Raw genomic sequence first — 20560 nt, 5'->3', positions numbered from 1 at the left:
GCGCTTTTTTTATGGGACAAAAAGGGGCTGAGGTTCTATTTTGTCGCTAAAGCTGTAACTAAGATCACAATTTAGCAGAAACTTATTTTTACCCTTGTATTAAGACTAGAGTGATCATTATAGTCATGTTAATATAAATGATATCGATTCTCGTTTGGATATTAAGGATGAGTAAAATACTGCTGGTTGATGATGATCCCTTATTCAGAACTTGGTTATCCGATGCTCTGACGGCACAAGGTCACCGAGTGGAATGTGCCGTTAATGGTCTTGAGGGGCTTTCAAGCATTCGTGCCTTTAACCCCGACATCATCATGCTCGACTTAGTCATGCCACAGATGAATGGCTTTGATCTATTAAAGGCAAGGGAATGTTCAACCCCTGTCATCATGATTTCGGCGCGGGATAATGAAGATGACCGCATTAGAGGCTATGAACTCGGTGCCGATGACTATCTGTGTAAACCCTTTAGTATTAAAGAACTGACTGTGCGTTTGCATGCGCTCGAACGTCGAATATTTGCCCATTCAAAGGTGTCGCACCTTGAGCCGACAGCGGCGAGTGTGGTGAGTTTTGATGAGTCTAGTTACCGGATCACTATCGGTCACCGTGTGGTGGATTTAACTCAAACAGAGTTTAGATTGTTTAAGTATTTATTCGAGCGAAAGGGGCAAGTGATCACTAAGCAGGAGCTACAACGCTCTGTACTGCAAAAGGATCTTGGCCGCTTTGATCGCAACCTAGATATGCATATCAGCAATACCAGGCGCAAACTCGCCAACACCAGTTTACCGCGTAATTTAATTAATACTGTGCGCGGGCAGGGTTACAGTTTTACAGTCTGAGGGATATCACTTCGCCGCTTAGCCCTAGCAGGTCAATAAAAGGCCGACTGATTTAGCCTTTGTTGAATTTTATGGCTTTCGTTTTCCCCTGATGCGCTTTTGGTTTATTCTATCGGCCATAAAATAAGATGTGCCAAGTGCCATCGAATGCCCTTACTTGAATAACCTATTAGGAATCATTATGCGGATCAGTGCCAATTTTGATGGCGGAAATATCCAAGTCGTCAACCTTGATAATAAAGACGATATCCAACTTGCCATTCGTCCCGATGCGGGCGGTGAGTTTTATCAATGGTTTAATTTTCGATTTGAAGGTGAAGTGGGTAATCAATACACCTTAAATATTATTAACGCGGGCACTGCATCTTACCCAAAAGGGTGGCAGGACTATCAAGCCGTAGCGAGTTACGACCGTCAGCATTGGTTTCGCGTACCGACACAATACCAAGATGGCATATTAAGTATTCAGCTTGAGTTAGAGTGTGATGCTATCCAAATCGCTTACTTTGCGCCCTATAGCTATGAGCGTCACTTGGATTTGCTCAGCAGTGCCCAATTACACCCAGATGTGACTTTAGAGCATTTAGGCCTGACATTAGATGGCCGCGATATTACCTTGATGAAAGTCGGTAATGGCGATGTTGCTAAACGTAATATTTGGATCACCGCTAGACAGCATCCCGGTGAGACCATGGCCGAGTGGTTAGTTGAAGGGTTAGTGAATCGCTTGCTCGATAATGATTGCCCAACCGCTAAGGCTCTGCTCGATAAAGCCAACTTTTATATCGTCGCTAACATGAACCCCGATGGCAGTGTCAGAGGTCATCTAAGGACCAATGCCATTGGCATTAACCTTAATCGCGAATGGCAAAACCCAAGCTTAGAAAAAAGCCCTGAGGTTTACCATGTCGTCAATAAGATGCAGCAAACGGGCGTGGATTTATTTTACGATGTGCATGGGGATGAAGGCTTACCCTATGTGTTTCTCGCTGGGTGTGAAGGTGTGCCTGCCTATAACGACAGATTGGTACAGCTACAAGCGGATTTTAGTCAAGCACTCGTCTTAGCCAGCGCCGATTTCCAAACGGAATTTGGTTATGCCAAAGATGAGCCTGGCCAAGCGAATTTGACCGTGGCATCAAACTGGGTCGCGCAAACCTTCGAGTGTTTATCGAACACGCTGGAAATGCCATTTAAAGACAATAACAACCTAGCGGATCCCTTTGTGGGCTGGTCACCTGAGCGTAGCAGCTATTTAGGTGAAGCCTCGTTAATCGCCATGCTGGCGGTTGTTGATAAGCTAAGATAGGTGAGGCGGATATGGCATTAATTGAATGTCCCGTGTGTCGCAAACGTATATCGAGCAAGGCATCATCCTGTCCCCATTGTCAGGTAAAAACCGACGGGGATAATGGGTCTCTCGCCCGCATTAGCCATATACAAAAATCCAGCAGCTTAATGAATCAAAGCTTTGTCGCTATGACGTTATTTATTGCTGGGGTGGTGATTTGGTTTTGGGGCGGTGAACCCGCCGAAGGCCTGCGGGCGAATATCGCCGGAGTGTGTTTTGTGTTCGGTTTTGTGGGTTATCTTATCACGCGCGTAAGAATCGTATTGCATAAGCGGAAAAGTGTATGACAGACATTAATCAAGTAATCGACCAAATGCCCCTCGAAGTCTATGAAAGGCTGCGCAGTGCCGCCGAGTTAGGTAAGTGGGAAGATGGTAGTGTATTGAGTGAGACTCAGCGTGAATCTACGCTGCAAGTGGTGATGATGTATCAAGCGCGAAAGCTTAATCAGACCGAGCATTTCACCATTGCCGCGGGTGGTAAAATCAATGAGCTATCAAAAGCGGAATTGAAAAAGCAGTTTCGTGGTGAATCGATAGCCGAGTTTAAAGCGGAAGAACTGTAACGCGAGCTTGAACAATGAAAAAGCCCATGTAAATGGGCTTTTTCACTTTTAAATACAAACGTTAAGCTTTTAATCCGGGCTTAGCTCACCGACTAAATTTTGCAGCATAGCGGCTTTGATTTCGCTCGGTTGTAGATTTTTAGACAGCAAATAATGCAACTTAGCCAGGGCCGCTTCTATGGTCATATCGGCGCCGCTAATCACCCCCGCCTTGGCTAGTGCATTACCCGTCGCATAGCCGCCCATATTGACTTTACCCTGAAAACATTGGGTGAGGTTGACTAACACTATGCCGCGCTCATCCGCCTGTTTAAGAGTGTTCAGTAATGCGGCATCCTGCGGCGCATTACCCACCCCAAAGGTCAGTAATATCAGCGCTTTAACCGGCTGCTGGAGAATGTTTTCGAAAATCTGAGTCGAGATCCCAGGATAGAGAGTCACAACCCCCACGGGCTGCGGGCTGATATTGGCGACCTCTAAGGGTTTATCACTGGGGACGGCAATTTTGCCCGCACGTAGATTAATTTTAATGCCCGCTTCGAGCAGTAGCGGAAAATTAGGTGAGGCGAAGGCATCGAACCCATCGGCGTGGGCTTTAGTCGAACGATTCCCACGGAACAATTTGTTATTGAAGAATAAACACACTTCTGCCACCGGATAATTGGCGGCGATATACAGGGAGTTTAACAGATTGGTTTGACCGTCTGATCGCAACTGGGCGAGGGGAATTTGCGAGCCCGTGACTATCACAGGTTTAGATAACCCCTGCAGCATAAACGACAGGGCCGAAGCCGTGTACGCCATAGTATCTGTGCCGTGGAGGATCACAAAGCCATCGTAGTCTTGATAATTGGCTTTAATATCATCGGCAATCATCTGCCAGTCCGTTGGCGCCATATTCGATGAATCGATGAGTGGGCAGTACTCGTGGATAACAAATGAGGGCATTTCATCATGGTAAAACTCAGGCATGGATTGCACGCACTGCGTCAGGAATCCTGCGACGGGAACAAAGCCGTTATCGGTTTTTTGCATCCCGATAGTGCCGCCAGTATAGGCGACGTAAATGGAGCGTTTAGTCATTCTTATGGTTATCTTAGCTTCAAGTGGCTTAATTATACGATTTAACAGGCATAAACCCAATAAAAAAGCCCGAAGGTTCGGGCTTTTATCACTGCAGTTTACGGTCTGTTGGGCTCAAGCCAAGGGATCAGTTGAGCGCGCAGTTGTCACAATAAACATAGACATGGTTTGGATCGTTAAATGCAGCTATGGTTTTTAAACTGCCTGTCCACTGTGTCAACATTTGCTCGAGTACCGAAGACTGGCTCAGTGACGCGGGTAGGTAGCTTGATACTGAAGCAAACATCTGCTGGATAAATAGCTGCTCAGGGGTTAATTCCTGTTCAATAACCCGGGTATCGAACAGGGTGAGATCCGCTAATTTTGCCGCCTTGGCAATCGCTTGATCTATGTCTCCAAGTTCATCGACTAATCCGAGTTCTAGCGCCTTTTTACCACTCCAAACACGGCCCTGGGCGATAGTATCAACTTGTTCTAACGTCATTTTACGTTCTTTGGCCACTAGTGAGATAAAGTCTAAATATCCCCGCTCTATATGGCGCTGGATAACGGCTTCAATTTGTGGTGACAGGGTACGAGTAATCGATAATCCGGCCCACTCCGACGTTGACACACCATCTGTGTGCACACCTAGGCTTGCCAGAGAATCCTCAAACGTGGTGATCATACCGAAGATCCCAATGGAGCCAGTCAGTGTGGTCGGCGTGGCGAAGATATAATCCGCGCTGGCCGAGATCCAATAACCCCCGGAGGCGGCAAGGCTGCCCATGCTAACGACCACGGGTTTACCGGCGGCTTTTAACGCCAGCAGTTCTTGGCGGATTTGCTCAGAGGCAAAGGCGCTGCCGCCAGGGCTATCGACTCTTAGGACTATTGCTTTGATATGCTTATCGAATCTAGCCTTACGCAGTAATTCCGTTGTGCTGTCCCCGCCTATCTGCCCAGCAGGTTGACTGCCGTTTAAGATAGTGCCGCTCGCGACGATAATGCCAACGCTGTCCTGTTCGACAAAGTTAGGTAGCGGGGTCACTAAGGTTAAATAGGCGTAAAAGCTGACTTGCTTAAAGCTATCACCCGACTTCTCTTTCCCCACAGTATCGAGCATGACTTTACGGAATTCTTCGTCGGTTGCTAGGGTATCGACCCATTTCATATTGACCGCCATAGCGGCGGAATTACCTTGGGCCTTATCGAGTTCACTAAGGTAGGTTTGTGCACTCAGTGTCAGGCTATTGGCGTCGATATTGCGATTCGAGGCTACCGTTTGCGTGTAGCTTTGCCAAATGTCCGAGAGCAGGTCATTGCTGGCTTCCTTTGCCGCATCGGACATATCGTCACGCATATAGGGCTCTACAGCGGATTTAAAGGTGCCAACCCGGAAAATGTGTGCCTTGACTTTGAGTTTTTCGAGTGCCGATTTGAAATACAGACTATAGAGACTTAGGCCATCGAGGGAGACAGCGCCTTGGGGATTGAGATAAACCGTATCGGCAAAACTGGCCAGAAAATACTGGTTTTGCTCATAGTAATGGCCTATTGCCACAACTTTTTTGCCGCTTTCTTTAAAGCGTTTAAGTGCATCCCCTATGGATTGCAGTTTGCTGATCCCGGCACGTTTTAGATCGGCTAAATCGAGCACAATGGTGCTGATCCTATTGTCCTGTGCTGCATTATCAATCACATACAACACATCGGCTAATAGGATTTCACCATCGGCATTGCCGCTATTACCTTGTTTTAGGGCCGCCTCAATGGGGTCAACCTGTTGTTTTTGATCGACAATGGTCCCAGCAAGGTTGAGCACCAATGCCGAATGGTCTTCGACTTGAATATCTTCGCTGCTGCTAATGGCGACCACAATCATGGCTAAAATGCCAAAAAAGATTAAGTTGAGGATAAGCTTGCGGGTCCCGTTAAGGATATTCCAGATAAATAAGCATATTCTCTTGAAAAACGATGGGTTAGCGGACATCAGCCACTCCTTTATAAGTCCAATAGGCTAATGCTAACTGAAAATGTCGCCGCAGGCTAAACACAATTGTAAAGGTTTTTAACTTTCAGGGGTTAACCAACGGTTGAGCTTAGATTTGACTCAAGGTATGCTCATTTAAATCACTTGTTTAAAAAGGACGTTTGAATGTCGTTTCCCCATTTATTAGAACCCTTAGATCTGGGATTTACCCAGCTCAAAAACCGTGTGTTGATGGGCTCAATGCACACGGGCTTGGAAGAAGAAAAGGGCGGGTTTGAGAAACTGGCAGCGTTTTACAGGGAACGCGCTTTAGGTGGCGTGGGCCTGATTGTCACTGGCGGGATATCGCCAAACCTACGTGGCCGATTAACCCCCCATGCCTGTCAGTTAAGTTTCCCTTGGCAAGTGGGTAAACATCGAATTGTTACCCAAGCGGTGCATGGGGCTGGCGGTAAGATTTGTATGCAAATTTTGCATGCGGGCCGCTACGGTTATCATCCTTTTTCCCTGGCGCCGAGCAAGATTAAATCGCCGATCACCCCTTTTACCCCCTCGGCTATGTCTAGCCGTCAAGTGCGTTCGACCATTAAGGATTACGCCAACTCTGCCGCGCTTGCGAAAAAAGCGGGTTATGATGGTGTCGAAGTCATGGGCTCTGAAGGGTATTTAATTAATCAATTTATCAGCGCGCGTACCAATACCCGCAGCGATGAATGGGGCGGTGCGTTTGAACAAAGGGCTAAATTCCCGATTGAGATAGTTAACGCCATTCGTGCCAAAGTGGGTAAGGATTTTATTATTATCTTCCGCCTCTCTATGCTCGATTTAGTTGATAATGGCTCAACCTGGGATGAAGTGGTGCTATTGGCGCAGTGGCTAGAGCAGGCGGGCGTGTCAATTATTAACACTGGCATTGGTTGGCATGAGGCCAGAGTGCCAACGATTGCAACCAGTGTGCCCCGCGGCGCATTTGCCTGGGTGACACAAAAGCTCAAACAATCGGTTTCTGTGCCCTTGATTGCCACTAACCGCATTAATACGCCGGAGATTGGCGAGCAAATCATTGCCTCAGGGCAAGCGGATATGGTGTCGATGGCACGGCCTTTCCTTGCCGATCCTGAGTTTGTGAATAAAGCTGCAGCCAATACCCCCGAACTGATTAACACCTGCATCGGCTGTAACCAAGCTTGTCTTGACCATACTTTTTCCCTCAAACGTGCGACCTGTTTAGTGAATCCTCGCGCCTGCTATGAAACCGAAATTAATTTTCTACCCACATCCAATAAAAAGCGCATTGCAGTGATGGGAGCAGGCCCTGCGGGCATGGCGTTCTCTGTCTATGCCGCCATGCGTGGCCATGAGGTAGTGCTCTTTGAGGCGAAAGCAGAAGTCGGTGGTCAGTTCAACTTGGCGCGTAAAATCCCTGGTAAAGAAGAGTTTAATGAGACTATCCGTTATTTTATCAACCAAATTAAGCTGCATAAGGTGGATCTGAGATTAAATACACGCCTCGATGCTAGTGTGTTGGCGACCGAAAAGTTTGATGAAGTGGTGATAGCCGCCGGGGTTGTCCCACGGGATTTAGTGCTGCCCGGTTTTGATGATCCCAGGGTGGTCGATTATCAAAAAGTGCTCTCGGGTGAAGTGAATATTGGCCAGACAGTCGCACTGATCGGCGCCGGTGGCATAGGGTTTGATATGGCCCACTATTTATGTGAAAGCCAGTCGAGCACCCTTAATCCCGATAAATGGCTAAAGCAATGGGGCATAGATAAAACCTATCAACATGCGGGCGGTCTAACGGAACCTCATTCTGACAATAGCCTCCATCGTAAGGTGTATTTACTGCAACGTAAAACCTCGAAAATGGGCAAAGGCTTAGGTAAAACCACGGGGTGGATCCATCGCCTTGTGCTCAAACAGCATAATGTGAAGATGAAAACCGGGGTGAGTTACGACAAGTTTGATGACGCGGGTTTGCATATTCGCGTGGGTGAAACTTCTGAAGTGTTGGCCGTCGATAACGTCGTTTTGTGTGCTGGCCAAGAATCCAATCGCACTTTGGTGGATGAGATGAAAGCGACGGGCTTGCCTGTGCATCTGATTGGCGGTGTGGATGTGGCAGCAGAGCTTGATGCTAAGCGTGCCATTCGCCAAGGAGCCGAACTGGCGATGCGTTTATAGTCATTTTCAAAAGCCCATATAGCATCGAAAGCCTGAATCCTAATCAGGCTTTTTTATTGCATTTTCAACATAGTTGTCGCAAATACGCTAAGGTTTAAATGCTTAAATTAAGCAACATAACTCACCCATAACCCACGTAGAGGGAGCCGCTATGCAGCTTAACACTGTCTTTAACGCTAAGATCACCATCAGCCTTATCACTTGCCTATTATGTGTATTAATGGTGAGTTTTTCGGCCCACAGTACTCCACAGTTTGACGAGCAGCGTGCTAAAAATGCCGGTGCCGATGAATACGGTATGAAGCACTATGTCATGGCCTTTTTAAAGCGGGGCCCTAATCGGGATAGAACACAGGCACAGGCCGAGCAATTGCAAAGGGCGCATTTGGACAATATCACCCGCCTTGCCAATGAGGGCAAATTAGTGCTGGCGGGGCCCTTTTTACACGATGGCGAATTGCGCGGTATTTATGTCTTTGACGTTACTACGGTTGAAGAGGCAAAGGCCTTAACGGAAACCGATCCTGCAATTCAAGCGGGCAGCCTAGTATTGGAATTATTACCTTGGTATGGCAGTGCGGCGCTGACAGAGGTCAATGAGCTGCATAGGGTGATGGCGAAAAAAGACATTTAAACCGCTAGGCTCAATTAGCCCCTATCAGGCTCAGAGGTTATTCTTCGCACACTTCGACGAATGTTGGCGAGACTTGCGGCTTTGAACCGTGGGATATAGTGCTCTGTGTTGGTGAATGGCCATTGCGGCCCATGTGTTGTGACCCTTTGGCTGCATAGGTGACGACTGCGGCCCCTTCGGGGGATAAATCGAGTTCTAAATCTTCGGTGGGGATACAGCAGCAGGGCAGACATTCGTCTGCCTTAAGTTCGGCCAGTGGTTCGGTTAAATAAGTCACGCGGCCGCTGAGGACGCGGGTTTTGCAGGCGCCACAAAAACCACTGCGACACTCTGAGAAAATCCTGACTTTTTTGGCTTCGAGGGCTTGCAATAAAGAACCGTGCTGCTCGGTAAAGAGCAGCACAGGTTGCCCTTGCAGGCGCACAATGGGCGCCTTGGTAAAGGGGCTGTTCAAGGGATGGTGCGCGAGCAGGTTCGACTTAGCCATTAGCAATCAAAAGCCATTAGAGATCGAAGTCGAGGAATTCATCACCATCGACCGCCGAGTCAATTTGCCCAACCAGATAGGAAGATACCTCCACTTCCTGGGGCGCCACTTGCACCGCATCACTCTCTAACCAGTTTTTCATCCAAGGTAATGGATTAGTGAGTTCTGGATAAGGTTGTGGCAGATTCACTGACTTCATGCGCTGATTGGTAATGTATTCAACGTATTGACATAGAATTTGCTCATTCAAACCAATCATAGAGCCATCTTTGAATAGGTATTTTGCCCATTCTTTTTCTTGCTCTGCGGCCTTAAGGAACAGATCGTAGGCTTCCTGTTGGCACTGGGCGGCAATTTCGCCCATTTCTGGATCGTCTTTACCGCCCTGCATTATGTTTAAAATATGTTGGGTGCTGTTTAAGTGTAAGGCTTCATCACGGGCGATTAAGCGAATAATTTTTGCGTTACCTTCCATGAGCTTACGTTCAGCAAAGGCAAATGAGCAGGCAAAACTAACATAGAAACGAATCGCTTCTAGGGCATTGACCGACATCATGCACAGGTAAAGGGCTTTTTTCAGTGTCCGGCTATTAACGACTAATTCTTCGCCATCGATAACATGGGTGCCGGCACCGAATAGGTTGAAGACTTGCGTCAGCTTAATCAAGTGATCGTAGTATTCGGCAATGTCCGTTGCACGCCGTAAAATTTCTTTGTTTACGACGATATCGTCAAAAATGACCGAAGGGTCGTTAACGATATTGCGGATAATATGGGTATAAGAGCGCGAGTGAATGGTCTCAGAGAAAGACCAGGTTTCAATCCAAGTTTCTAACTCTGGCAGCGACACCAATGGCAAAAAGGCCACATTGGGTGAGCGACCTTGGATCGAGTCGAGCAGGGTTTGGTATTTCAGGTTAGAAATAAAAATATGTTTTTCGTGATCCGGTAGGGCGTTGTAGTCGATTTTATCGCGACTAACGTCCACTTCTTCTGGGCGCCAAAAGAAAGATAACTGCTTTTCTATCAGTTTTTCGAACACTTCATATTTTTGTTGATCGTAGCGAGCCACATTGACCGATTGACCTAAAAACATAGGTTCACGGGTGGCGTCGTTGGGTGTTTGACAGAATGTAGAGTAGGCCATGGTGCTATTTTTCCAATGGACAGGGACCCCAAAGGGATCCCTGCAAAACCGTTAACGTTAAAGACTAGATCTTACAGGCGCCGCCGGCACAACCGTCGTCTTCTTTCTCTAGGTTGGTGATGTCATCGTGTTGATCCGACGCACCATCGCGAGTGTTATGGTAGTAAAGCGTTTTTACACCTAACTTATAGGCATTAAGCAAATCTTTCAGTAGCGTCTGCATCGGAACTTTACGACCTTCGAAACGTGAAGGATCGTAGTTAGTGTTGGCCGAAATCGCTTGGTCAACAAACTTCTGCATAATACCGACTAATTGCAGGTAACCATCATTGCTTGGCATTTTCCACAGCAATTCATAGCTATCTTTTAGGGTATCAAAATCAGGTACAACTTGTTTCAGTTGACCATCTTTACTGGCTTTTACGCTGATAAGTCCGCGTGGTGGCTCAATACCGTTCGTCGCATTAGAAATTTGTGACGAGGTTTCCGACGGCATTAATGCCGACAAGGTCGAGTTACGCAAACCGTACTGCTTAATGTCGCTGCGCAGTGATTCCCAGTCTAAATGCAATGGTTCATGACAAATCTTATCTAAGTCACGCTTATAGGTATCGATAGGTAAAATACCTTGGGAGTAGGTGGTCTCGTGGAATAACGGACAGGCACCTTGCTCCTTTGCCAGATTCATTGATGCTTTGAGTAGATAATATTGAATCGCCTCAAAGGTCTTGTGGGTCAGATTGTTAGCACTGCCATCGGAATACTTCATACCATTTTTGGCTAAGTAGTTGGCAAAGTTAATGACCCCAATACCCAATGTACGGCGATTCATCGAGGCAATTTGTGCCGCCTTAATCGGATAATCTTGATAATCCAATAGGTTATCTAACGCTCGAACGGCGAGATCCGCTAATGGCTCGAGTTCTGACAGGTTTTTGATCGCACCTAAGTTTAGGGCTGACAAGGTACAAAGTGCGATTTCACCATTAGGATCATCAATATTGTTCAATGGCTTAGTCGGCAGCGCGATTTCAAGACACAGGTTAGATTGTCTGATCGGCGCGACTTTTGAATCGAACGGACTGTGGGTGTTGCAGTGATCCACGTTCTGAATGTAGATACGGCCCGTTGAGGCGCGCTCTTGCATCATCAGTGAAAACAGCTCCACCGCCTTGAGGGTTTTCTTACGAATGCTGCTGTCCTGCTCGTATTGCAGATAGAGGCGCTCGAATTCGCTTTGATCTTCGAAGAAGGCATCGTACAGGCCTGGCACATCCGATGGGCTGAATAGGCTGATATTTTCGCCTTTAATCAGGCGCTGATACATAAGTTTATTCAGCTGCACACCGTAGTCTAAATGACGGATACGGTTATCTTCCACGCCGCGGTTATTTTTCAATACCAGCAGAGATTCGACTTCTAAATGCCAAATAGGGTAGAACAGGGTCGCAGCACCGCCACGCACGCCGCCTTGGGAACAAGACTTCACCGCGGTTTGGAAATACTTATAGAAAGGTAAACAACCGGTGTGGAAGGCTTCACCACCACGGATTGGGCTACCTAGGGCGCGAATACGACCGGCGTTGATACCAATGCCCGCACGTTGGCTGACGTATTTCACGATAGATGATGCGGTTGCGTTGATGGAATCTAAGCTGTCACCGCATTCGATCAGTACGCAAGAGCTGAACTGACGTGTTGGGGTACGTACCCCCGCCATGATCGGCGTGGGTAAAGATATCTTAAAGGTCGATACCGCATCATAGAAATCTTTGACGTATTTCAGGCGCGTTTCTTTGGGATAACGGGCAAACAAACAGGCCGCCACCAGAATATAGAGGAACTGGGCGCTTTCGTAGATCTCGTGGGTCACACGGTTTTGAACTAAATACTTGCCTTCGAGCTGTTTAACGGCCGCATAGGAGAAGTCCATATCGCGCCAATGGTCGATATAGGTATCCATGATATCGAGTTCTTCACGGGTGTAATCCTGCAGAATGTGCATATCATACTTGCCCAATTCCACCAGTTTAGTCACATGATCATACAGTGCTGGCGGCGCGAACTGACCAAAGGCCTTCTTACGTAAATGAAACACGGCTAAACGCGCCGCGAGGAACTGATAGTCCGGTGATTCTGGTGAAATTAAATCCGCTGCGGCTTTGATAATGGTTTCGTGGATGGCTTCGGTGTGAATGCCATCGAAAAATTGCAGGTGCGAGCGAAGTTCAACTTCAGAAACAGAAACGTTTTTTAATCCCTTGGCTGCCCAAGTAATTACGCGGTGAATTTTGTCGAGATCGATGTTCTCACGTTCACCACAGCGTTTTGTGACTGTCATAGTGCTATTCATTGAAGAGAGGCCTTGGTTTTTTGATATCTATTGCGGTGAACGGATCACCGTACGTTTCCTTGTAAAACAATCAACAAACGTCCCTTAAATACAGCTAGCTCGTTAATACTGAGCCAATTAAGCGGGGAGTTTCTAGTGTGTCTGATTGCTACCGATACACAAGATATGGTGTTTAAAATAATCTGAGATACAAGATAGTGAGGTTTGAGCGCTTTTGCAAGTTAGAATTCAGGGGGTATCTTGTGGATATCTTGAGGATAAGCTTCAGTGTTAGTAATAGCTAACCCTGAAGCTCAATTTCGCACTAGTGTAAAAGATCTATGTGGACTTTTTGTGCGATCTCACCAAAGATCGCGATCGCTAAAATAAACAGCAGTCTCCATAGGCACAGATTCGCACCATGCAATCATCGCGCGGCAATCAAGGCATCGAGTACGGCCAGCGGTGAAGCAAATTGCGCTAAGGCGGGCCAGTTCTGCGGATTATCCTCTTCATGCAGATAACCCCATAATGCGACCCCACCCAGCATGGCGGCGGCTTGGGCGGCGAGTAAATCCCGCTCGGCATCCCCTAAATACAAAATATGTTCAGGGGCACAGTTAAGCTGCTGCGCGCCAAGGAGCATAGGCGCACTATGGGGCTTAGCATAACGGGTGGAATCGCCGCTGATCATCACCGCCATTCGTCGGTGCAAATTCAGTTTTTGCAATAAAGGCCGAGTAAAGCGGGCGGGTTTATTGGTGATCACACCAAATGGCAGCCCCTGTAAATCGAGCCAATCGAGTAGAGCAGCAATGCCAGTGAATAACTGGCATTGATCACCATTAATGCGTTGATAGTGGGCGAGTAGGCCCTGCTGCAGTTGCTGACGCAGGGCATCACTGGCATGGGGAATCGCTGCATCCACAAGGGCAAAGCTGCCGTGGGATGCGGCGCTGCGAAGTGACTCAAAGGGTTTGGCTTCAATCCCCGCGTCCAGCAGACTTAAGTTAAGTGCCTGCACAAGATCCGGCGCGGTATCGGCAAGCGTGCCATCAAGGTCAAATAATACGCCTTTTACCTGTGCAAGACTCATCTTAATCAGCCCTTTGGGTGGCGATCATATAATTCACATCCACATTAGGAGTGTACTTAAAGATCCCCGTCAGTGGGTTATAGCTGATACCTAGGGCATCTTTGCAGATCAAATCGGTATTATCCACCAGGGCAATCAACTCCGATGGTTTAATGAATTTATTGTGATTATGGGTGCCAATCGGCAGCATTTTCAGCAAATATTCGGCGCCGATAATGGTTTCAACGAAGGATTTGAGGTTGCGATTAATGGTTGAGAAAAACACAAACCCGCCGGGTTTCACCATATCACAGCAGGCTTGGATCACTGATTGCGGATCGGGTACATGCTCTAGCATTTCCATGCAGGTCACCACATCGTAATAACCTTGATGGTCCTGACGATGGGCTTCGGCGGTGTTTTTCACATAATTAATGTTCACGCCGGTTTCTAGTGCATGTAAGCGTGCAACTTCTAAGGGATCATCACCCATATCGAGGCCATCGACCACGGCACCGATACGCGCCATGCTTTCGGATAAAATGCCACCGCCACAACCCACATCGAGCACTTTTTTACCAAAAATACCGCCAGCGGTTTGGTCGATATAATTTAAACGCAGCGGATTTAAAAGATGCAGTGGCTTAAACTCGCCATTGAGATCCCACCAAGTTTCGGCCATACGTTCAAACTTTGCGATTTCCTGCGGGTCAACATTGGTATTGTGTTGCATGGGATTACCTAAAGCGGACTGGATTGTGCGGCTATTATAACGACTAAGTTTGATAAACAAAGTATTGGGCGGATCTAAGTCTTTGTGGTTGAGTGAAATTTCAGCGATTTTCGTCTTTAAATGCCATTATTGTGCGCTACGTTGGCGTATCCGCTTACAGTTTAATCAAGGCTTTGGGGTAAATAACCCCTAAAGGGCACTTTTTAGCATACACAATCCCTCAAATTGACAGTGTTTTCATCTATTAACTTGCTTCCCTCTCAATTCAAGCAGGATAGGTCTGGCGACATTAAATAACTGTGATAGAATGCCAAATCACGTTTTTGGGCCGCTCAATGATACGGATTATGCGTTGTCGGCTATTTTTCAGGGGAACGAGCAGTTTATGACTGATCTGGCATCATCTATTTCGCCAATTAATATCGAAGACGAACTAAAGAATTCGTACCTTGATTACGCCATGAGCGTCATCGTGGGACGTGCATTACCAGACGTGCGCGACGGCTTAAAGCCTGTACATCGCCGCGTTTTGTTTGCCATGAGTGAATTGAAGAACGATTGGAACAAGCCGTACAAAAAATCTGCCCGTGTGGTCGGTGACGTAATCGGTAAATATCACCCCCACGGTGACTCTGCTGTTTATGACACTATCGTCCGTATGGCACAGCCATTCTCACTGCGTTACACCTTAGTTGACGGTCAAGGAAACTTCGGTTCGGTTGACGGTGACTCCGCAGCGGCAATGCGTTATACCGAAATCCGCATGGATAAGTTAGCGCACCAGCTACTGGCCGATCTTGAAAAAGAAACTGTCGATTTCGTCCCTAACTACGACGGCACCGAACAAATTCCCGCCGTATTACCTACACGCGTTCCTAACCTGTTAATTAACGGTTCATCGGGCATTGCCGTGGGTATGGCGACTAACATTCCACCCCACAACTTAACGGAAGTGGTGAAGGGCTGTTTGGCCTTGATTGCCGATCCTGCGCTGTCGATTGAACAGTTAATGGAATACATTCCAGGCCCTGATTTCCCGACTGCGGCAATTATTAATGGTCGCAAGGGCATTATCGATGCCTACAAAACCGGCCGTGGCCGTGCTGTGATGCGCGCCCTTGCCGATGTTGAAACGGAAGATAACGGTCGCGAGCGCATTATCGTGACTGAAATTCCCTATCAAGTGAACAAAGCCAAACTTATCGAGAAAATCGCCGAGTTGGTGAAAGATAAGAAAATTGAAGGCATTAGCGGTCTGCGCGACGAGTCTGATAAAGACGGTATGCGCATCGTTATCGAAATTAAGCGCGGCGAAGTGGGCGAGGTGGTATTAAACAACCTTTATGCTCAAACGCAAATGCAGTGTTCTTTCGGGATTAACATGGTGGCACTGACCAATGGTCAGCCTAAGTTATTCAACCTTAAAGAAATGCTCGAATGCTTTATCCTTCACCGCCGTGAAGTGGTGACCCGTCGTACCGTATTTGAATTACGTAAAGCCCGCGAGCGCGCCCATATTTTGGAAGCCTTAGCAGTTGCGCTCGCCAACATCGACCCGATTATTGCACTGATCAAAGCCTCACCAACGCCAGCTGACGCCAAGGTAAAATTGGTTGAGCAAGGTTGGGAATTAGGCCACGTTCAAGGCATGTTGGAAAAAGCCGGTGATGATGCTGCGCGCCCTGAGTGGTTAGAGCCACAATACGGTATTCGTGACGGTCAATATTTCCTGACTGAGCAACAGGCTCAGGCTATTTTGGAGCTGCGTTTACACCGTTTGACGGGTCTTGAACACGATAAGATCATCGCCGAATACGAAGAGCTACTCGAATTTATCGCAGGCTTGTTGTTCATTCTGCGTAGCCCTGAGCGTTTGATGGAAGTGATCAAAGAAGAGTTAGAAGAAATTCTGACCGAATACGGTGATGCCCGCCGCACTGTGATCAATGCCAACGAAATTGATATGAGTCTTGAAGACTTAATCAACGAAGAAGATGTAGTAGTGACACTGTCACACTTAGGTTATGCCAAGTATCAACCTTTAAGTGACTACCAAGCCCAGCGCCGTGGTGGTAAGGGTAAAGCGGCGACTAAAGTTAAAGACGAAGATTTCGTTGAAAAACTGCTGGTTGCCAATACCCACGATACCATTTTGTGCTTCTCTGACTTTGGTAAGATGTACTGGCTCAAAGTGTATCAATTGCCATTGGCGAGCCGCACGGCCCGCGGTCGTCCAATTGTTAACTTGCTGCCGTTATCCGATGGTGAGCGCATTACTGCGATTCTGCCGGTACGTGAATATGCCGCAGATAAATACATCATCATGGCGACCTCACACGGTACTGTGAAGAAAACCGCATTAACCGCCTACAGTAACCCACGTGCAAACGGCATTATTGCCGTTAACCTCAAGGACGGAGATCAACTGATTGGCGTCGATATCACCAATGGTGACGACGAAATCATGCTGTTCTCCAACGAAGGTAAAGTGGTTCGCTTTGGCGAGAAGGTACGTGATTCTGAAACTGGCGAAGTAAAACTCGATCCAGAAACCGGTGAAGAAGTGTTGTCACTGCGTCCTATGGGCCGCACAGCCACTGGTGTTCGCGGTATTAAGCTCGAAGAAGGTCAAAAGGTTGTTTCGCTCATCGTGCCTAAGGGCGATGGCGCTATCTTGACTGTGACTGAAAACGGCTATGGTAAACGCACGCAACTTTCTGAATATCCAGCGAAGAGCCGCGCGACTAAGGGCGTGGTATCAATCAAGGTGAGCGAACGTAATGGCGCCGTTGTCGGTGCTGTTCAAGTGGGCGCTAACGATGAAATCATGCTGATCAGCGATAAAGGTACGCTCGTTCGTACACCAGCGAAGGGCGTGTCTATCATAGGTCGTAATACCCAAGGCGTGACCATTATTCGTACCGCAAGTGACGAGAAAGTGGTTGGCCTACAGCGTATCGATGAAATCCAAAGTGATGAGGATGAAGTCGAGCTGGATGAAAATGGGTTACCTATCATTCCCGTCGTGATGGAAGGTGAGTTAGCCGATGAGCCTCTGGATGACCAACTTGATGAAGAGTTGGACGATGAGGAAGAGCTAGACGAAGATGACGACGAGCTTGCCGATGAGCAAGACGACGAATAACTCAGTGTCATAATAACGAGCGTCCAATTGGACGCTCGTTTTTTTGATGCCATTGTTTTGTAAAACGAATACATAAATCATGGTTGGAATTAAGGAGAGTGTCAGTGAGCGCGATTTATAATTTCTGTGCAGGTCCTGCAATGTTACCGACGGCGGTAATGAAAAAAGCACAACAGGAATTACTCGATTGGAATGGGCAAGGGGTCTCCGTGATGGAGATAAGCCACCGCAGTAAAGAGTTCATCGCGCTAACCAAGCAAGCCGAGGCCGATTTACGCGAGCTAATGCATATTCCGGCAAATTATCATGTGTTATTTATGCATGGTGGTGGCCGAGGACAGTTCTCCGCTGTGGTGAATAATTTTCTAGGTGATAATGGCAGAGCCCTGTATTTGGTCAGTGGGCAATGGTCATCAGCCGCCTTAGCCGAAGCGCAAAAGCTGGTGGGTGAAGCCCAAATTGATAGCCTGAATATTGTTGAAAAACACAATGGACTCAACGCAGTTGTCTTACCTGAGCTACATAAAATCGATGCCGATTATCGCTATGTTCACTATTGTCCTAATGAGACAGTTGATGGTATCGAAATTTTTGATGAGTTAGAGTCACCTTGGCCGATTGTTGCCGATTTATCATCTACCATTATGTCTCGCGAAATCGATGTCAGCCGTTACGGCTTGATTTATGCGGGTGCACAAAAAAATATTGGTCCATCGGGATTATCAATTGTCATTGTCCGGGATGACATGCTTAAACTGCCGAGTTTAGTGCAATCGTCCATTATGGATTACCGTTTAGCCGTAGAACATGATTCTATGTTCAACACACCGCCAACCTTTGCTTGGTATCTCGCCGCTGAAGTCTTTGCTTGGCTTAAGTCCATTGGTGGCATTGCGAGTATTGCAAAAATTAATCAACAGAAAGCACATATGCTGTACCAGTGTATCGACAATAACCGTTTTTATCGCAATGGTGTTGTCGCTTCAAATCGTTCGCAAATGAACGTTACCTTCCAACTTGCCGATGAAGCGCTCGATAGCGAATTCTTAAAGCAAGCACAGGCTGCCGGGCTAGTGGCCTTAAAAGGTCACCGCATTGTCGGTGGTATGCGCGCCAGTCTCTACAATGCCATGCCACTCGAAGGGGTAAAGGCATTAGTTAAGTTTATGAATGAGTTTGCCGCCCAGCATAGCTAGGTTGAGGCATTTATGCTTGTTAAGGTGACTTACTGGTAACAGGTTCGGATAAGAAACCTGCGGCTAGAGCACGGCTAGTAGATTGTTAGCCGCAAACGGCTGATCAATAGCAAGAGGACGCGAATGCTGTAATGGCATTCGCTTTTTTAATGGCCGTTGCATAGCTAATGGCTGCTACATAGTTAAAATAGTTAATAACAGCCCAATAAAAAACGCGCCGAAGCGCGTTTTAGAGACTTAACTGCCATTAAAGCAGCATTATCAATATCAATTAGAAGTTTGCCGTGCGTGGTGCACGTGGGAATGGGATCACATCACGGATATTCGATACGCCAGTCACATAGGACACTAAACGCTCAAAACCTAGACCGAAACCTGCGTGTGGCACTGTGCCGTAACGGCGCAGATCACGGTACCACCAGTAATCTTCTTGGTTCAGATCCATTTCGGCTAAACGCATATCCAACACATCTAAACGCTCTTCACGCTGCGAACCCCCGATGATTTCACCGATACCGGGCGCTAATACGTCCATGGCGGCAACGGTCTTACCGTCATCGTTTAAGCGCATGTAGAAGGCTTTAATGTCTTTTGGATAGTTCTTCACCACCACTGGGGCTTTAAAGTGTTCTTCGGCCAGATAACGCTCGTGTTCAGAGGATAAGTCGATACCCCAAGACACGGGGAACTCGAACTCACGGCCACATTTTTGCAGGATTTCAACCGCATCTGTGTAATCTACTTGGGCAAAATCGCTAGAAACGAAGGATTGCAGACGCTCGATTACCGTTTTATCCACGTGTTGGGCGAAGAACTGTAAATCGTCCATACGCTCAGTCAATACGGCATTGAAGGCGTATTTCAACATGGCTTCCGCAAGACCTGCGATATCGCTTAAGCTCGCGAAGGCTACTTCGGGCTCAACCATCCAGAATTCCGCTAAGTGACGGCTGGTGTTTGAGTTTTCGGCACGGAAAGTCGGGCCAAAGGTATACACTTTTGACAGTGCACAGGCATAGGTTTCGGCGTTTAACTGGCCAGATACGGTTAAGAAAGCCTCTTTACCGAAGAAATCCTTATCGTAATCGACTTTGCCAACATCAGTACGTGGCAGGTTTTCCATATCTAAGGTCGATACGCGGAACATTTCGCCAGCACCTTCGCAATCAGATGCGGTGATGAGTGGCGTCGATACCCAAATAAAGCCTTCTTCGTGGTAGAAGCGGTGAATGGCTTGGGATAAACAGTTACGTATACGGGCAACGGCACCAATGATGTTAGTGCGTGGGCGTAAGTGGGCTAATTCGCGTAAATGTTCAATTGAATGACGCTTAGCGGCCATTGGGTAAGTGTCTGGATCATCGACCCAACCAGCGACTTCAAGTTCAGTGACTTGCAGTTCAAATGCTTGGCCAGCTCCAGGGGATTCAACCACATCGCCCGTCATCACGACGGAGCAACCCGCAGTCAGCTTTAACACTTCGTTGTCGTAATTTTCTAAGCTATTTGGCACGACACCTTGAATAGGATTAAAGCAGGAACCGTCATAGACAGCCAAAAAAGAGATGCCGGCTTTAGAATCACGACGGGTTCTTACCCAGCCACGCACTGTGACCTTAGAACCGACCGCGTGCTCACCTTTAAATACAGAAGCGACAGATGCAATGCTCATTGTTGCTTAGTTCTCCAACGAAACGTTTTATATGAAAATTTTGGAGGTTTATATTACCTTGCTGGTAGCTTTTCTCAAGCTGAAAAAGGTATCCTGAGGTCAATATTGCTAATATTTAACGATATAGCGTGTGAAACGT

16 protein-coding genes are annotated in these 20560 nt (G+C 47.3%); 8 read left to right on the top strand and 8 right to left on the bottom strand.

Annotated elements, in window-relative coordinates; genetic code table 11:
- The first annotated feature begins 167 nt into the window (after positions 1-167).
- From MJO46_RS02420 to MJO46_RS02405, 4 genes are all read left to right on the top strand, one after another.
- Entirely contained in the window at positions 168-845 is a 678-nt protein-coding gene (locus MJO46_RS02420; protein WP_253987960.1) for a response regulator transcription factor, read from the top strand.
- Between the two features lie 181 nt (positions 846-1026).
- Positions 1027-2154, top strand: a complete 1128-nt coding sequence (locus MJO46_RS02415; RefSeq protein WP_253987959.1) for a M14-type cytosolic carboxypeptidase — start codon at positions 1027-1029, stop codon at positions 2152-2154.
- A gap of 11 nt (positions 2155-2165) precedes the next feature.
- A complete protein-coding gene (locus MJO46_RS02410; RefSeq protein WP_253987958.1) occupies positions 2166-2483 on the top strand; it encodes a zinc ribbon domain-containing protein in 318 nt (105 codons plus the stop codon).
- Positions 2480-2761 carry a YeaC family protein gene (locus MJO46_RS02405; protein ID WP_253987957.1) on the top strand — a complete coding sequence of 94 codons (282 nt, stop codon included), beginning with the start codon at positions 2480-2482 and terminating at the stop codon, positions 2759-2761. Before MJO46_RS02410 ends, MJO46_RS02405 begins: the two co-directional genes overlap by 4 nt.
- 69 nt (positions 2762-2830) lie before the next feature.
- On the opposite strand, the gene ansA is transcribed toward MJO46_RS02405, so the two are convergent.
- Positions 2831-3844 (bottom strand): asparaginase, encoded by a 1014-nt coding sequence (gene ansA, locus MJO46_RS02400; protein WP_253987956.1) that lies wholly within the window; start codon positions 3842-3844, stop codon positions 2831-2833.
- Between the two features lie 127 nt (positions 3845-3971).
- A complete protein-coding gene (gene sppA, locus MJO46_RS02395) occupies positions 3972-5816 on the bottom strand; it encodes a signal peptide peptidase SppA (protein WP_253987955.1) in 1845 nt (614 codons plus the stop codon).
- A 165-nt stretch (positions 5817-5981) separates the two neighbouring features.
- On the opposite strand from sppA, the gene MJO46_RS02390 reads away from it, so the two are divergent.
- Both MJO46_RS02390 and MJO46_RS02385 read left to right on the top strand, forming a co-directional pair.
- Positions 5982-8000 (top strand): NADPH-dependent 2,4-dienoyl-CoA reductase, encoded by a 2019-nt coding sequence (locus tag MJO46_RS02390; RefSeq protein WP_253987954.1) that lies wholly within the window; start codon positions 5982-5984, stop codon positions 7998-8000.
- Between the two features lie 151 nt (positions 8001-8151).
- Positions 8152-8634 carry a YciI family protein gene (locus MJO46_RS02385; RefSeq protein ID WP_253987953.1) on the top strand — a complete coding sequence of 161 codons (483 nt, stop codon included), beginning with the start codon at positions 8152-8154 and terminating at the stop codon, positions 8632-8634.
- Between the two features lie 37 nt (positions 8635-8671).
- On the opposite strand, the gene yfaE is transcribed toward MJO46_RS02385, so the two are convergent.
- From yfaE to ubiG, 5 genes are all read right to left on the bottom strand, one after another.
- The gene (gene yfaE, locus MJO46_RS02380; protein WP_253987952.1) at positions 8672-9121 is read right to left on the bottom strand and encodes a class I ribonucleotide reductase maintenance protein YfaE; all 450 of its coding nucleotides are present in this window, start codon (positions 9119-9121) and stop codon (positions 8672-8674) included.
- Between the two features lie 16 nt (positions 9122-9137).
- Positions 9138-10268, bottom strand: a complete 1131-nt coding sequence (gene nrdB / locus MJO46_RS02375) for a class Ia ribonucleoside-diphosphate reductase subunit beta (RefSeq protein ID WP_198780058.1) — start codon at positions 10266-10268, stop codon at positions 9138-9140.
- Between the two features lie 64 nt (positions 10269-10332).
- Positions 10333-12621 (bottom strand): class 1a ribonucleoside-diphosphate reductase subunit alpha, encoded by a 2289-nt coding sequence (nrdA, locus tag MJO46_RS02370; RefSeq protein WP_253987951.1) that lies wholly within the window; start codon positions 12619-12621, stop codon positions 10333-10335.
- 406 nt (positions 12622-13027) lie between these two features.
- A complete protein-coding gene (locus MJO46_RS02365; RefSeq protein ID WP_253987950.1) occupies positions 13028-13696 on the bottom strand; it encodes an HAD family hydrolase in 669 nt (222 codons plus the stop codon).
- A 1-nt stretch (position 13697) separates the two neighbouring features.
- Entirely contained in the window at positions 13698-14408 is a 711-nt protein-coding gene (gene ubiG, locus MJO46_RS02360) for a bifunctional 2-polyprenyl-6-hydroxyphenol methylase/3-demethylubiquinol 3-O-methyltransferase UbiG (protein ID WP_253987949.1), read from the bottom strand.
- A 385-nt stretch (positions 14409-14793) separates the two neighbouring features.
- Here ubiG and gyrA point away from each other — a divergent pair, with 385 nt between their 5' ends.
- Together gyrA and serC are read left to right on the top strand one after the other, a co-directional pair.
- The gene (gene gyrA, locus MJO46_RS02355) at positions 14794-17553 is read left to right on the top strand and encodes a DNA gyrase subunit A (protein WP_253988033.1); all 2760 of its coding nucleotides are present in this window, start codon (positions 14794-14796) and stop codon (positions 17551-17553) included.
- Positions 17554-17657: 104 nt separating this feature from the next.
- Complete coding sequence (serC, locus tag MJO46_RS02350) at positions 17658-18749, top strand: 3-phosphoserine/phosphohydroxythreonine transaminase (protein WP_253987948.1); 1092 nt, start codon at positions 17658-17660, stop codon at positions 18747-18749.
- A 271-nt stretch (positions 18750-19020) separates the two neighbouring features.
- Here the strand turns inward: serC and asnS are convergent, their stop codons facing one another.
- The gene (gene asnS / locus MJO46_RS02345) at positions 19021-20421 is read right to left on the bottom strand and encodes an asparagine--tRNA ligase (protein ID WP_253987947.1); all 1401 of its coding nucleotides are present in this window, start codon (positions 20419-20421) and stop codon (positions 19021-19023) included.
- Between the last annotated feature and the right edge of the window lie 139 nt (positions 20422-20560).

This window comes from Shewanella sp. KJ2020, from assembly GCF_024197625.1.
Lineage (GTDB): Bacteria > Pseudomonadota > Gammaproteobacteria > Enterobacterales > Shewanellaceae > Shewanella.
This window is presented reverse-complemented; position numbering and strand designations above follow the sequence as displayed.